The 15,206-nt window shown below is 56.5% G+C and carries 5 protein-coding genes; 2 read left to right on the top strand and 3 right to left on the bottom strand.

Going from position 1 to position 15,206, the window contains the following annotated elements; translation table 11 throughout:
- Positions 1 to 4 precede the first annotated feature (4 nt).
- The gene (locus FHS18_RS04600) at positions 5 to 1,633 is read right to left on the bottom strand and encodes a M4 family metallopeptidase (RefSeq protein WP_183597513.1); all 1,629 of its coding nucleotides are present in this window, start codon (positions 1,631 to 1,633) and stop codon (positions 5 to 7) included.
- Between the two features lie 159 nt (positions 1,634 to 1,792).
- Positions 1,793 to 7,894, bottom strand: a complete 6,102-nt coding sequence (locus FHS18_RS04595) for an alpha-amylase family glycosyl hydrolase (protein WP_343060402.1) — start codon at positions 7,892 to 7,894, stop codon at positions 1,793 to 1,795.
- 464 nt (positions 7,895 to 8,358) lie between these two features.
- On the opposite strand from FHS18_RS04595, the gene FHS18_RS04590 reads away from it, so the two are divergent.
- Positions 8,359 to 9,222, top strand: coding sequence for an SDR family oxidoreductase (locus FHS18_RS04590; RefSeq protein ID WP_183597509.1), 864 nt, complete (start codon positions 8,359 to 8,361; stop codon positions 9,220 to 9,222).
- A gap of 83 nt (positions 9,223 to 9,305) precedes the next feature.
- Here FHS18_RS04590 and FHS18_RS04585 read toward each other — a convergent pair whose 3' ends face one another.
- Positions 9,306 to 10,991, bottom strand: coding sequence for a methyl-accepting chemotaxis protein (locus FHS18_RS04585; protein WP_183597507.1), 1,686 nt, complete (start codon positions 10,989 to 10,991; stop codon positions 9,306 to 9,308).
- 297 nt (positions 10,992 to 11,288) lie between these two features.
- On the opposite strand from FHS18_RS04585, the gene FHS18_RS04580 reads away from it, so the two are divergent.
- The gene (locus FHS18_RS04580; RefSeq protein WP_183597505.1) at positions 11,289 to 15,179 is read left to right on the top strand and encodes an AAA family ATPase; all 3,891 of its coding nucleotides are present in this window, start codon (positions 11,289 to 11,291) and stop codon (positions 15,177 to 15,179) included.
- Positions 15,180 to 15,206 lie beyond the last annotated feature (27 nt).

Genomic DNA, 15,206 nt, shown 5'->3' with positions numbered 1-15,206 from the left:
CCCCCTATTTCACGCCTACGCTCGTCCATGCTGCTTCCAATGCTTTGTAAGTCGACGAGCTCTTGTCGTACAGTTCTTTGCAAGCTAGCAGCGTCGCCTCTCTTGCGCCGGAAAAATCCGTTGTCGGCGTCATGTAAGCCGTTGCTGCAAGATACCATATCTTGATCGCCTCATCGCGAGAGCCGATGCTGGTCGCAAACTTGTAGAACGCCTTGTTCGGGATGCCCGAATTGATATGAACGCCGCCGTTATCTTCATACGTGTCCACATAGTCATCCATATGACCCGGCTGCGCATATAGAGGGTCCCCTTTTGTCGGATCATCCATATAGCGAAGCGCGTCGCCCGGAACGCCAGGCGTCCAGATATCTTCGCCGATCATCCAGTCGTCTCCGTCGACAGCCGCACCGAATGCATCGGACCACGACTCGTTGAGCGCGCCGGATTGACCGTAATATTCCAGTCCGGACGTGTATTCGGTCACCGCGTGGAAGAGCTCATGCGCCGTAACGTCAAGTCCCGACGACAGGCTGGACATCTCTGCGCCGTCTCCGTCACCATAGACCATCTGCTGCATTGCGCCGCTCCAGAATGCATTATTGTAGCCGTTCGAATAATGGACGCCAGATACAATCGATGTTCCTTGACCATCGTAGGAATCGCGCCCGAGCACCTTAAGCAGATAATCGTATACTTTGCCGACGTTCACGTGTGCGTCTACCGCCGCCTCGTCCGTCCATACGTTATCCTTGTCCGTTACATAGGTTTGGGAAATCGACCCATAGTTGAAGGTGTACGTAGTGATGGTGCCGCCCTTGAGATACATCGCCTTGGAACGGTCCTCCAGGTAGAAATCGGCGCCCTTCTTGACCGTGTGCAGCTTGGCTGCCCCGGAAGCCCCCGAGCCGGTCCCTGCGGTGGTTGCGGCCGTGCTTTTCACGCCGGCAAGTTTGTTGAGGCTTCGGATGACTTCACCCTCTACCGCATTCACGAATAGGATCCAATCGCCCGGCGAGTCGCTGTCCAAGTAACAGACCGTTACTTTATAGGCTAGAACGGCTTGGTCTTCTACCGGAAGGTATACCAGCTCTCCCGCTGCCGGGACCGATAATTGACCGCTGAACCCCGTGAAGGAGATGGCCCGTTCAATCGCTTCTGTGAGCCCGATTACCGGAGCCGAAGCAGTCTCCTTAAGCGCCTTGTATTTACCCGTTACGCCCGTGAACTGGCCGTTTTTTTCATGCATGATCAGCTGCTCTCCATAGACGGGAATGCCGTCCAATTTACGGTCGAATTTGGTGTGCACATCGCCGAGAGATTGCGCGCTGAAGCTCTTTGCGGATTTCGGCGAAGAAGAGGTGACAACCCCGTTCCGGACAACTTCGCCCGGGACGAATTCGGACACATCGCGAATGCCGTAGTCGCCTTTCACCTGCTCAAGCGCCCGGAATGCGCGCTCCTGGGGCGTCGCACCTGCCAGCTTCTGAAGATCGCCGACAATCGTGTGGATCTCGCCGTTCTCGTTCTTGTACACTTGATTCTCGTCTTGCGCGTACGCATCCCCGCCGCTCAAGGCAATCGAAGATGTGATCAGCGAAGCCAGGACGGCTGCTGCCGCCGCTCTCTTTTTCATAACGTTTCCCCTCGTCTTTCTAAATCGCTAGCAGAATGTGCATCATCCTAATTCTGCTTCCTGAGTAGAACCCCTCTTTTTATATCGTCAAAGTTGCAGGAAAAATGAACGACCCCTAGCCAGAGAAAATGACCAGGGGTAGTTCGATCTTGCTATATCCTATTGCTCAAACTTGGTTAACAGCTTATAGATCACTTGCGCGCTCTCGGCGCGGGTAGCGGTTGCCTTAGGATTGAAGCCCGTGCTCTGACCTTGCATCAGGCCGAGCTCTACCGCAGCAGCGACGGATTCCGTTGCCCACTTACTGACGGACGCAGCGTCGCGAACCTGAAGCGCGATACGAGCAGCTGTCTCCTTGCCCGTCAAAGTTTCGTAGGCCCGGACGATCATGACCGCCATCTCTTCGCGGGAGATGACCGCTGCCGGCGCAAACTTGCCTGCTGTCTGGCCGGTTACGATGCCGTGTTCATATGCAGCGGCTACCGCTTCCGCATACCAGGCACCTTTGGCTACATCCGCGAATGGCGCCTCAGCTTCGGCCGTGAGACCGAATGCGCGGACGAGCATCGCCGCGAATTCCGCACGCGTTACCTGTGCGCTAGGCGCGAACGCGCCGCCTCCTACGCCCTCGACAATATGTTTCGCGCTCAGTGCGGTTACCGCTTCAAGCGCCCAATGTCCTGCCTTCAGATCGTTGTAGACCGCCTTATATTCCAACGGTGCATAGCGGCTGAAGTGGCTCACTTGCGCGGTAAGGACGCCATTCTTGACCGTTCCGCCCACATATTCCAATTCGCCGTCAGCCGCCAGGTAGTAGACGCCTGCCAGCTCGGCATTCGCGTTGCCATCCAGCGTAAAGCTCAGCATGATTGGCGTGCCGCCGAATGCGGACAGCTTGGAAGTCTTGCCGTCTTTGGTTACGGCAGAAAGTTCGAACTCATAGATTTCCCCAGCCAGCGATAACGTACTGCCGCCTTGCGGTTGTACGGCTTGGATCGCCGCATCGGATGCCGCTTGATCCAGCTTCTTCACCGACAAGGACAGATGCCCGCCCTCACGAAGTTCAGCCGGAAGCAGGTTCGCTAACGCCTGCAACACTTCTTGCGGTATAGCGACCGTTACGGCACCGGCTTTGACTTCAAGGTCTGCCGCACCTTGCCCGTTACCTGCTTGCACGGGAAGCTGCAATTCGCTGATGCCTTGGCCGAGCGCCACGACAGCGATGCCTTGCGCATTCGGCTTCAGCTGATCCATGGTCGCTTGCTGCACCCCGGCAGGCTGAGCAGGCGTCGTCGTGCCTCCGCTATTCGAACCATTTCCATTTCCATTTCCATTTCCATTGCCGTTGTCGCCATCGCCGTCATCCGGATCGGTCTCCCCTGTCCGCGTCACTTCGATCGTAACGGTCTTCGTGGCCTGGCTAGCGCGGCCTTTGTCTTCATACCATGGCAGATTAAGCGTCTCTTGCGTCGGCTCGATGTGAACCTCGAATGTGTTGACGCCTACGCTCAGCGGAATACCGCTTAGCAGCACATTGCCTCTTGCGTCCATCGCTTCCGATGGGATCGGCTGCCCGTTAATCGTGAACGATACGCCGAACGGCACGACCGCCTTAAGATCCATTGTGCTGTCTTCTGTCGTATAGGCGATGTTGTCGCCATAGGATGTCCGCGGAAGCGAGATCATCATCGGCATATCGACCCAACGCAGCACGTAATCGTCGACGAGCATTTTGTTGCCGCCCTGATTCTTGATCGTCAGCTGCATATTCGTGTTGGTGGAGCTGTACGCCCAGTTGCCCATATCGGTATCATCGTTTGCTTTGCGTTCATGGCTGGTGAATGCTTCCGTTGACCAATTGCCGCGCGTGTACTTGTATTCGATCGACTTGCCAGCCATCATCTTGAAGCTGTACTCGACCACGCTGCGGTCGGTCGCTCCGCTCGGCACCGTCAACAGATTGCCGTTCGCGCTCCAGCCGTTCAAGCTGCCGGCCAAATAAATATTGTCCGTCGTCGGCGTATAAGCCGGAAGATGCAGACGCAGGGTAACGTCGACCATGACGAGCTTCGGCGTTACGGCCTGAATGCCGGACTCCGCCCGGTTATAGGCATTGTCATAGGTGACGACCTTGTACTCATAGGCCGTATCGTTGCTGACCGTATAGTCAATGTAGGTTACAGCGTTGCTTGCCGCGGTTCCGATCAGAAGGAATTGGCCTGCGCCTTCCTTCCGGTAGATCTCGATGCCCGTGATCCCCGTCTTATCTTCCGGCAGCGCCCATTTGAGCTGTACCATGTTCGATTCCACATCGATCGGCGACAGCGTCACCGCCTGCGGAGGCGTCGTATCATCCGGATTCGCATAGACATCGACATAGCTCTGGGCAGATTCCGTGTAAGTCTCTTCGTTATCGGTCGACACGAGGGCAAAATAGGAATAAGCGCCGCTTCCCGTCGGTTCGAATTGCGCCCAATAAATTTTGTCGCCATTCTGTCCGTCCGCGCGATATCTAAGCTTCGTTTCCAGAGCCGCTTCTTTCGAAGTGCCTTCCTTATAGTACATCAACTTCACGGCAATTCCGGTCGCCTCTTTGCCTGCCAGCGCCGGATCGTCCGTCAGCCCAGGCACGTCAATGGAGACTTGAATCTCCGAAGTGACGTTGCCGACTCCAAGCGTTACCGGCGTCGATTGCTGCGTGATGGCAACGGACGCTACCGGGAACGACGGCGTTGCTGCCGCCATATCGCTCAGCGCGCTTTGGCTCGCGCCTACTGCAGCGGTTACCGAGTAATAATATTTGGTGCCGTTCGTGACGTTCGTATCCGTGTAGCTTGGCTCCGTTACTGTACCGATCAGCTCGACGGCACCGCCCTCGATAGCTGCACGATAGACGCCGTAGCCTTCGGCGCCTTCAGCCGCATCCCAGCTGAGATCAACCTTCTTATTGCCGCCGACTGCCTTAAGTCCCTCGATCGGCGCTACTTCGGATAGCTCAGCGCCAGACAGCAGAATCATGCCGCTCAGTGCGGGAATCGTCAGCTTAACCTTGCCTCCGGATACGGTTGCGCCCGTACCGCCGCTCATCGGCAGCAGATCGGTCAACTCCAGCCCATCCGGCAGGAAGCCTGCTACATTCGCTTCGACCGTAAGCGGCTCGCTGCCGCGATTGATCGCGATAAGCGCGCCGGTCGTATCGCTCTTGCGTGCATAGACGATGGCATCGCCCTGCGCATACGCCGTCTGAATCTCGCCCGTACGCAGCACTTCGTTCTCGTTACGCAGCTGCGCTGCCTTCTGGTACGTGCTGAACAGATCGCTGTACCGACCGACGGCGCTGAACTCGCCATTCTCGCCTTCCGTTACCCGCTCCCACGGGAAGGTGCGGCGCGAGTCCGGATCCTTCGTTCCGGTAACGCCTACTTCGTCGCCATAATAGATCGTTGGCGCGCCTGGATACGTCAGCTGCATAATCGCCGTCAGCTGCTGCAACTTGAGCGCTTTATCCGTCGCTTCCGGCGCGATGACCAGATGCTCTTCTTCATAATTCGGATTGTCGTACTTCGTAATCGAACGAATCGTATCATGGGAATCGACCAGATTGAGCATCGCCTGCCATGCTTCCTCCGGATAGTCTTCGCGAATCGACTCCAGCGTCTCATCCATCGTTTGCGCGTTGCCCGAGATCAAGAAGCTCTGAATCGCGCCCCGGAAACGGTAGTTCATGACGGAGTCGAACTGGTCGCCCAGCAGATACTTCGTCGCTACGCCCCACTCTTCGCCGAGAATGATCGGCTCTTCGATCGGATTGCCGTTCGCATCGGTGCGGCCCGTTACCGATTTGACCGCCTCGCGGAATTTGCTCCACGTGCCGTTCGATACATCCGGCGCAACGTCCAGACGCCAGCCGCTCGAACCCATCCACATCCAGCGCTGCGAGTTCGTCGCTTGCATCGCCGCGCTCGCCTCCGCATCGGACAGGCCAGTCAGATCGTGGCCGATAACCGTATCGCGGTAATGAACGTTGTTCCACTCGTGCAAGCCTTCGATGGCCTCCGTATCGCCGTCTTGCGGCTCTTTGGCATCCATAACCGGCAGCGAGTCATAGCCCCACCATGCGTCATAGCGGTAATGGGAAGTGCCGTCGTCCTCGGTTACTTTGTCCTGGCCGATCGTGAACCACGTCGTGTACATGTAATCATCCGGATACGCATAGTTCTTGCCGGTAAGCGGATTGATCTGTGCCGCGAACTCGGCGCGAACGGCTGTCTCCGCCGCTTGCTGCGTCACGTTCTGCTCGCTCATCGTATCGTAGACTTGCGCCCAATACTCGTAAGCGCCGATCTCCGGATACTTGCCGTAGCGGTCAAAATAAATCGAGTCGTCGCCGACATGGTTGAACACGCCGTCGTTAATGAGATGCATGCCAAGCGTGCGCGCTTCCTTGGCGAACAGCTGATAGATGCGGTCCGACTTCGCGCGCGTCTCTTCATAGTTCAAGCCCGAATCCGGATCGCCCGGCGTATTGTAGACCGGCTCGCCGAACATCGGATCGAGGTGCTCATAATCGGTAGCATCGTACTTGTGGTTCGATGCCGCCCACGATACCGGGTTCAAATAAAGCGTGTTCACGCCAAGCGATTTCAAATAAGTCAGCTTCTGCTGGATCCCTTCGATATCGCCGCCGTAGAATTCGTTCGTCCACGCGCCGTCCGTCTTCGCATTCGGATAGTACGGCTTGTTCTCCGGCGTCGAGCGATCCGGATTCTCAGGCGTATCCGACCACTCGCCCCATACTTGCTCCGGCGTAGGATCATTGCTTACGCCGCCGTCAAAATATTGCAGCTGTTGCCCGCCCGCGCTCGTGGCCGTATCTTCGTCAAGCGCCCCGCGGTAGCCGTCGACCGTCTTGGCGCGGTTATTCGCCTCGTTCCCGTCGAAGAAGCGGTCCGGGAAGATCTGATAGACGACCGCATTCTTCATCCAATCCGGCGTCGTGTAATTCGGGTCGTAGACCGTCAGGTCGTACGGAACCGCGCCGTCAGCCGACACTTTGCCCGCGCCGCCGCGCACGCTGTCATCGCCGTATTCCACCTTGGTCGCGCCATCGATCAGAATGAATTTGTAGCCCCAAATGCCGATCTGGCCCATAGCGCTCTTCGGCAGCACGGCCTCGTAGTAATCCTGGCTGCCAACCGTTGTTACCTTCCTCATCGTGAAGGAACTCGCCAGTCCTGCCGGATTCGTCAGCTCGACCTTCGCGGTCTGCACATCCCCCTTCAGCACCGCGATGCGAAGCGTCAGATCCTGCTCGCCCTGCTTAATCGCGCCGAAAGGTTTCTTGTACGTAACCGAACGGCTATCGAAGCCGATCTTGCTGTTATCGATCAGCCCGTCGTAGGAAGCGTTCTTCGCGACGTAATCGTGAGCGAGCTGCTTTGTGCCCGTGTTGGCGAAGGTAAACGTCACATCGGACGGGTCAAGAATATTGACCGGCAGATTGCCGCCCTGAGCATTGCCGTAGCTCTCATCCCAGTTCGGGCCGAGCGCAACCTTTGCCTCGTACTTGCCGACAGGAAGCGTCCGCTGCAGCTTGAATACGGTACCGTCGAAATTGTAGTCGACGAACAGCTGTTTCGCTTGATCCGGCGCCCATGCCGACTCGCCGAAGACGGTCTGTATATCGCCGACCAGTCTCGGCCATTTGGCCGCCGTTAACGTAGGTTCATAATAAGGAAGACCTTCCACGCCCTTCACGTTGATGCGCGCTGCGCCGGTCGTTTCATTCACGTAGAAATTGACGACCTTCGCTTCCTCCAGATTCAAGCTGAAGTTGCCCCCGTTGTTCGAGAACCCGCTCCAGTCCGATTTCACGATCTTAAACTCGTGTTGACCTTTCGGAAGCACCGTGGAGTATTGGTAGAAGCCTCCGACCAGATGTTTCAACCGCGTCTCCTGCGAATTCTGATTCCAGCCTTGGAAGCTGCCGGCTACGACCCACTGGGTGAGGCCTCCGGGCTGTTCGACCAATGCATCGGCGATGAGTTCCGGTGCGTCATCTTCAGCCGAACCTTCTTCAGCTGCATTACCATCCTCCGCACTTTCCGCTCCTGCGATTCCTTCATCAGAAGTTCCTTCATCAGAAGTTCCTTCATCCACGGTGCCTTCTTCGGCTGGAATCCCGTCTGCAGCGGGTTCGTCGCCGATTCCCTCCTCAGTCTGCACGCCTGTCCCGCCGTCCGCTTGTTCCGCGGTTGTCACGTTTCCAGCATCCTCCGCATACACAGCCCCAATGCCGGACAACAGCTGGAGCAATAAAATGATAGCGGTTACAAATGACAGTTTACGTTGAAGCTGATTTCGATACCCTTTCCCCATGTGCTAGCTTTCCTCCCCATAATTCGATAGCTTCTTACAGTTGCACAAACGTTTGCACAAATAAGCGCAATAAATAGACGGCTTTCGAGGGAAACAGACGACTTAATTGTGTCTATTTCGCCATTCTCGAGAAGTGTCCTTCTGATCCCAGTGAATCGTACGCCCATGTTGTTCAAACGTTTGCGCAACTGTCGTACATTCATGTTACCATGCGACTCTGGAAATGTAAACGGTATCATGAATACTTTTACCGGCATCGCTTATAGACGATTGACACCCCGCCAACTTGTAACTATACTTGTTACAGGAATGAGAAACGTACATCCACTAACCGGAGGGATTCCCTTATGAAACTACTCGTAACAGGCGCAACTGGACAACTTGGCTCCATCGTCGTTGAAACTTTGCTCAAAACAGTACCTGCAGCGAATCTGGCTGTGAGCGTGCGCAATCCGGAGAAAGCGGAATCGCTTCGTGCCCAAGGCGTTGACGTTCGCTTCGGCGATTTCGATCAGCCGGAATCTCTTGCCGCTGCATTCGCGGGAATCGATCGTCTGCTCATCATCTCCGCTGATGGCGATACGGAGACACGCATCCGCCAACATTCCGCTGCGGTAGCGGCAGCGAAGGCCGCCGGCGTTCGTTTCATCGCATACACGAGCGCGACCAACGCGCAAGAGAGTACGCTGTTCCTCGCGGAAGTGCATCGTGCAACAGAGAACGCCATTCTCGCGACAGGCATTCCTTACGCCTTCCTGCGCAACAACTGGTATACGGAGAACGAGCTTGGCACCATTAACGCCGTGCTTGGCGGAGCGCCATGGATCACATCGGCAGGTTCCGGCAAGGTCGGCTGGGCTAACCGCCGCGATTATGCGGAAGCTGCGGCTATTGTTCTCGCCGGCGAAGGCCACGAGAACAAGGTTTATGAGTTCGGCGGCCAACCGCTGACGCAAGAGCAATTCGCCGCAGCGCTAAGCGATGCAATCGGCCGTGAAGTTCCGGTGCAGCAGGTGGACGATGCGACTTACGCCAGCATCATGGGCCAAGCCGGTGTGCCTGACTTCGTCGTGCCCATCCTCGTCGCCATCCAATCCGCAATCCGCGAAGATGCGCTCAATCTCGTCAGCGACGATCTGGAGAAGGTACTCGGCCGTCCAAGCACCCCAGTGGCCGACGCTGTCCGCGCCATCGTAAGCAATCAAGGGTAATCGCGAACGCACTCGGATAGATAGCCGAAAAAGGCAGGCCGCAAGCTTATAGCTTGCAGTCTGCCTTCTTTCGTTACAGCTCATTACAGCTTGAATACCCGTACCGTATCCTGCAGCTCTTGGGCCAGTCGGCTTAAGTCTTCTGCCGAAGCCGCGATTTCCTGCATGGAAGCATTCTGCTCTTCCGCCGAAGCAGCCACATTCTCCGTGCTGCCGGCCGATTCTTCGGCGGTGCGCGTTACCGAGCTGATCATCGTCGCCACGCCTTTGGAACTTGCGGAGACCTGCTCCACGATCGCCGACACTTCTTGCGACTCTGCCGCAACCTCTTCAACCGCCTGCACAATCTCGGCGAAAGCGTCCCCTGTCATTCGTACCATATCGATCCCGCTTCTCACAACCGACGTGCCTTCATTCATCGAGAGCACCGCTTGCTTCGTGCTCTGCTGAATCGCTTCAATCAAGGTGCGGATTTGCGAAGCCGCTTGTCCCGATTCCTCGGCCAGCTTGCGCACTTCGTCAGCTACGACGGCGAATCCTCTGCCCTGCTCACCTGCGCGGGCAGCTTCGATGGCTGCATTCAGCGCGAGCAGATTCGTCTGGCTCGATATTTCCGTAATGATCTGCACGATCTCGCCGATCTCATTCGATTTATCGCCAAGGCTATGAACGACATCAGCGGTCTGGCTGACCGAATGCTGAACGAGATTCATCTGATCTACCGCTTGCTTCGCCACACTGCTGCCTTGCTTTGCTTTGGCATTCGTCGATTGCGTCAGGTTCGCCACGTGCATAATCGACTCGGCTGCTTGCGCCATTCCGCGCGTGATTTCCGTCACGGCTTCTGCCGACTCTGCGGCACGGGACACTTGCTGCTCGGCCCCGAGTGCAATCTCTTGGATGGAACCGGAGATCTGCTCCGTCGCATGGCTAGTCTGTTCGGCGCTTGCCGCCAGCTCGTCCGAAGTGATGCCGACCTGATTGGCATTGCCGGTGACTTGGCCGATCAGCGTCTTCAGATTAGATTTCATCTGATTGAACGATACCGTCAGTTCGCCAATCTCATCTTGGGCATGGATCCGGATGGCGTCACCGGTCAGATCGCCAGACGCCATTTTCTGCGACTCGTGCCGAATCGCCATGACGGGTTTGGTAATACTACGCGTAATAAGCCACCCGATAATAATCGCGAGCGCAATAGCTGATAGGCTTAATATAGCCAACGTCTTCTTTAATTCGTTCACGTACACTGTTTTTTCTTTGCTGCCGTCAAGCATAAGCGTCAATTGATCTTCGGCTAGCGAATCCGCCATTGTACGAATTTCTCTTGCTATGGGAATTGCCACATTCATGGCATGCTGCTTGGCCGACTCTTCATTCGTTGCATACAAGGCCAGCGTCTGTTCGGCCGCTTCCTTGAAGCTTTTGTTTTTGGAAGAAAGTTCATTGAGTGTCTGCACATGCTTGTCGTCGTCGACCAGCTTCAACATAGACGCAATAGCCGTGTCCAATTCGGTCATCGCCGTAGCGAGGACCTCATTCGAATCATCTTCTTCCAGCAGAATGCCGCGCAGTCCTGATATTTCCTGTGAGGCGTTAATCTGGAGATCTTTCGCATTGGACAAAATGACGCTCCGCCTGTCCGTCAGATCGGAATAAGAGGTGTCTACATCTCCCAAATTTACGTAGGCAAGCGATCCAATAACACCAACCAACGCCGCAACGGCAATAAATCCGCCTTGAAGTTTCGTACCTACCGAGAATTTCATTCTTTTGACGACACCCTTCCCTCTAATTTATCTTGTCCTTCGCATTCGCTGCCTATGAGAATCACTAGCCCATTGTATCTGAGCGCCGGGTTCATTTGCCCTAGGGAAATGACGGCAACCCGTCATCCGAACGCGAATCTCCTGTCAGAATGCGTTGTGGCTGATGGCTGTAAAGTAAAGGCAGCCGTTTTCTTACGCTTGTCGCTTCAATTCAGGTAGGTGAACTCTCCCAAAAAATGTCGATCGATGTCATAATAGACTTCTAACATCCTAATGATAGAGGTCGAGAACACACCTATGCCCGAACAGACACAACATCCTGCCACCTTGCTCCGATACAATCCGCATCAACCGGCTGTTGACGGGGTTGTCCTCTTCGTAGATATATCCGGCTTCACCTCCCTGACCAAGAAGCTCACCGAGCAAGGGTCGGGCGGCGTCGAGCAAGTCTCCATTATTCTCAACGCCTGCTTTGACAGCATGATAACGGCGATCACCGAAGCCGGCGGCGAGGTCGTCAATTTTGCCGGAGATGCGCTGTTGGCCTTATGGCAAGCGGATGGGCAACAAGATAACCTGCTGCCGAACTTGCGCAAGGCAGCTGCCTGCGGGCTTCACCTGCAGCAAGCTCTGCACGAGCGAGCGATACTCCCCGGCCTTCATCTATCCCTGCGCATGACCTTAAGCGCAGGCCGGATCGAAGCATGCATGGCCGGCGGCGTCGATGAACGCTACGAGCTGGTACTCGGCGGCGAGGCGATAAGCCAGCTTCGGGCGACAAGCCCCTTTGCGGAAGCCGGGCAAGTGCTCATGTCGAAGGAAGCCTATCGGCTGCTTCAAGCGCACTGTTCAGCAGATCAGGCGAAAGCCTCCGATGAGGCGTTCATTCTGCGAAAGGTGCAAGAACCGTCCCTTGCGCCGGCAAGCTTGCCCTATGAAGGAAATGAGCACGACGTACAACGGACGGCAGCCGTCGATTGGACCTGCGAACTGCGTTTAATTAGCGTGTTGTTCATTCACCTCCGCGACGCGGCCGAGTCGCTTCATCCCGACCGTCTGCAAGCAACCGTCGCAACCATTCAACGTCAGATGAAGCTCTATGGCGGAACCGTGCACAAGATCAGTCTCGATGACAAAGGAAACTCCGTCATCGCCGCCTTCGGCATGCCGGCTTATACCCATGAGAATGACGCGGCGCGATCCGTTCGGGCAGCGCTTGCCATCCAAGCAGGCTTGCAAGACCAGGCGATTCCCCATGCCATCGGCTTGGCTACCGGCGTCGTGTTCTATGGGTCCATCGGCAATCACGTGAAGCGCGAATATACGATGATCGGGGATACCATGAATCTCGCCGCAAGGCTGATGCAGCTGTCGACCGGCCGGCATGTCCTATGCGATGAAGCTACCTATAAAGCTGCCTCAGCCGAGATTCTGTTTGATGATGGGGAGCGTGTCTTGCTGAAAGGACTGCCCGAGGCCGTAACGGTCTATATTCCGAGCGGTACGATCGAAGAGCCTGCAGCCATCCAGCCATTGATCGGACGGCAGGCTGAAGCGGAACAATTGCGGTCTCGCCTGGAACGGGCGCAACAAGGGCACGGCGGCGTTATCGGCCTGTTCGGAGAAGCCGGGATCGGCAAATCCCATCTCCTCCAACATGTGCAGCTCGAAGCCGAGAAGCTTGGCGTCACCCTCCTGCAAGGCGCGGCCGATGCCATCGAGCAGCAGACGCCTTACTACCCTTGGAGAAGTATCTTCCACACCCTGCTCCAGTCTGACCGTCAGCCTGCTCCTATGGGCAAGCAGTCTGGTTGGATAACCCGCAAGATCCGCGAAGCCGTTCCTGACCTGCAGCATTGGCTGCCGCTCCTATCTCCGGTATTGCCATACCGGCTGCCGGATAATGAATGGACATCGCCGATGACCGGACATGTACGCGCGGACAATACCCATCAGTTCATGATCCGGCTGCTGCAAGGAATCCTATTGGATCGTCCAACCGTCCTGGTCATTGACGACGGCCATTGGATCGACTCGGCTTCCTTGACCTTGCTGCACAAAGTGGCAGAGCAGCTCCCGCATGTGCTCATTCTGCTCGCTGCGCGCCCGGAGAGCGAACCGATTATCTTGACCGAGTTGCCCCTGTTCCAGCTTCCGCATGCCGCGGTCATCGAGCTGCATGCCCTGTCAGCCTCGGAGACGCTGGAGCTTCTTGCTGAGCGGCTGCAGGTCGGTACGCTGCCCGAGCCGATAGGCCGTTTCATTCTGGAGAAGTCCGAAGGCCATCCGTTCTTCAGCGAGGAGCTGGCCTATGCGCTGCGTGACCGCGGACTTATTGCCATCCATGCAGGCGAGTGCGTCGCAGCTGCCCAGCTGGAGGAGTTGCAGAACGAGCATTTTCCCACGACCATCCAGGGCATCGTCCGCAGTCGCATCGACCGTCTCCCCGCCGAGGAGCAGCTCGTATTGAAGGTTGCCAGCGTCATCGGGCGTTGGTTCACCTACGCGGCGCTGGACGGCACGATGCCTGCGCAAGCCCAGCAGCTGGAGCTGGAGTACCGGCTCACCTCTCTTGCCGAGGTCAATCTGACGCTGCGGGAGCCGGCTGAAGCGGAATTAACCTATCTGTTCAAGCACGTCATTACGCAAGAAGTCAGCTATAACATGCTGCTCCATTCGCAGCGCAAACAGCTTCATCTCGCGCTCGCCGAGTGGTACGAGAACCACGTGTACGACTTGTCCCCGCATTATTCCTTGCTCGCCTACCATTGGTCGAAGGCCGAGCATCCCGGCAAATCGGCTTATTATCTGGAGAAAGCGGGAATGGCTGCCCAGCGGACCGGTGCTTATCGCGAGGCGGCACGGCTATTCTCGGAGCTGGTCAACAGCCCGCTGCTCGCGCCTGCGCCATCGGACTCGGCAAGATGGCGTCGCATGCTGGGCGAAGCTTATATGGGGATCGGAGATATGGCTCAAGCCTCCGAACAGCTCGGGAAGGCGCTCGCGCTGGCAGGTCGTCCGATCGCGGCAAGCCCGGGACAGTTCAAACGGGACCTTGCGGCCGCGGCGATTCGCCAGATCGCTCGTCGCATCTTGCCGGTCCGGTTATTCCAATCCAGCGCGCGCAACGCCGATGAACTGCTCGAGCAGGCCCGATGCTATTGGCGATTAGCCGAGATTGCCTTTTTCATTAATAAACCTTCAGAGAATCTCTACCATTCGCTGCATGCGTTGAATTTGGCTGAACGAGCCGGCGCGTCAGCCGAGCTCGCGCAGATCTCCGGCAACATGTGCGTGACCGCAGGCATCATGTCGCTCCATCCCCTGGCGAAAGCCTACATGAAGCAATCGCTCTCCGTAATGGGGCAAGTCAAGGAGCTGAGCGCCGAAGCTTGGGTATACATGGATCTGTCGCTGTACTACATTGGCATCGGAAAGTGGCCGCAGGCAATGCACTATGCCAAGCAAGCGATGGATATCTATGAGCGAATCGGCAACCGGCGCTACTGGGAAGCCTCTTCCTACTTGATGGTGAAGTCGGTCGCTTACCATCGCGCCGATTTTGCGGCCAGCAGCGAGCTGGCATTGGCGATTTACCGCTCCGGACAATCCAGCGGCAACGCGCAGGCGCAATCTTGGGGACTGCTGGCGCAAGCGGAGAATGCACTGTATACCGGTCACGTCGACGAAGCCCTTCGTCTGCTCCAGGAAGCAGAGACGCTCATCCCGATTGGGATCGGACGGATCGAGGAAATTCGTTCCTATAATTTGCTGGCGCTGGCCTATAGCAAGCTAGGCCAAACGCAAGTAGCGCAGCATTATGTGCAGCTCGGCCTTACGCTGATGGATCAATCGTCGCCAACCACGTATTACGCGTTCGACGGATATGCCGCATTGGTCGAAGCGCTGCTAACGCTTCTAGCACAGAAGGATAGGGATCGCGATCTTCATCGCACGCAGCTTGTGCAGGCCATGAAGGCGCTCCGTAGTTTTGCCAAAGTATTCCCGATCGCGTACCCGCGTTACTACGCTTATGCCGGAGCAGTCGCTTTGCAAGAAGGCGATAGTCGACGAGCGCAACATTACAGGAAACGCGCCATGCAGTATGCGCGCAAGATAGGCATGCCGCATGAGAGCAAGCTTGTCCAGCAAATCGCCTCGGGGATTGGTTTGGGTTCACAATCGTAAGATGGGGAATACGGCATTCAGCGATCG

The sequence above is a fragment of the Paenibacillus phyllosphaerae genome (genome assembly GCF_014192105.1).
Lineage (GTDB): Bacteria > Bacillota > Bacilli > Paenibacillales > Paenibacillaceae > Paenibacillus_Z > Paenibacillus_Z phyllosphaerae.
Note: the sequence above shows the minus strand (reverse complement) of the source record. Positions and strands in the feature narration are given on the sequence as shown.

What these genes read in the sequence shown, in the direction of transcription:
- FHS18_RS04600 (WP_183597513.1), bottom strand. Translation starts at nt 1,633, where the DNA reads ATGAAAAAGAGAGCGGCGGCAGCAGCCGTCCTGGCTTCGCTGATCACA.
- FHS18_RS04590 (WP_183597509.1), top strand. Translation starts at nt 8,359, where the DNA reads ATGAAACTACTCGTAACAGGCGCAACTGGACAACTTGGCTCCATCGTC.
- FHS18_RS04585 (WP_183597507.1), bottom strand. Translation starts at nt 10,991, where the DNA reads ATGAAATTCTCGGTAGGTACGAAACTTCAAGGCGGATTTATTGCCGTT.
- FHS18_RS04580 (WP_183597505.1), top strand. Translation starts at nt 11,289, where the DNA reads ATGCCCGAACAGACACAACATCCTGCCACCTTGCTCCGATACAATCCG.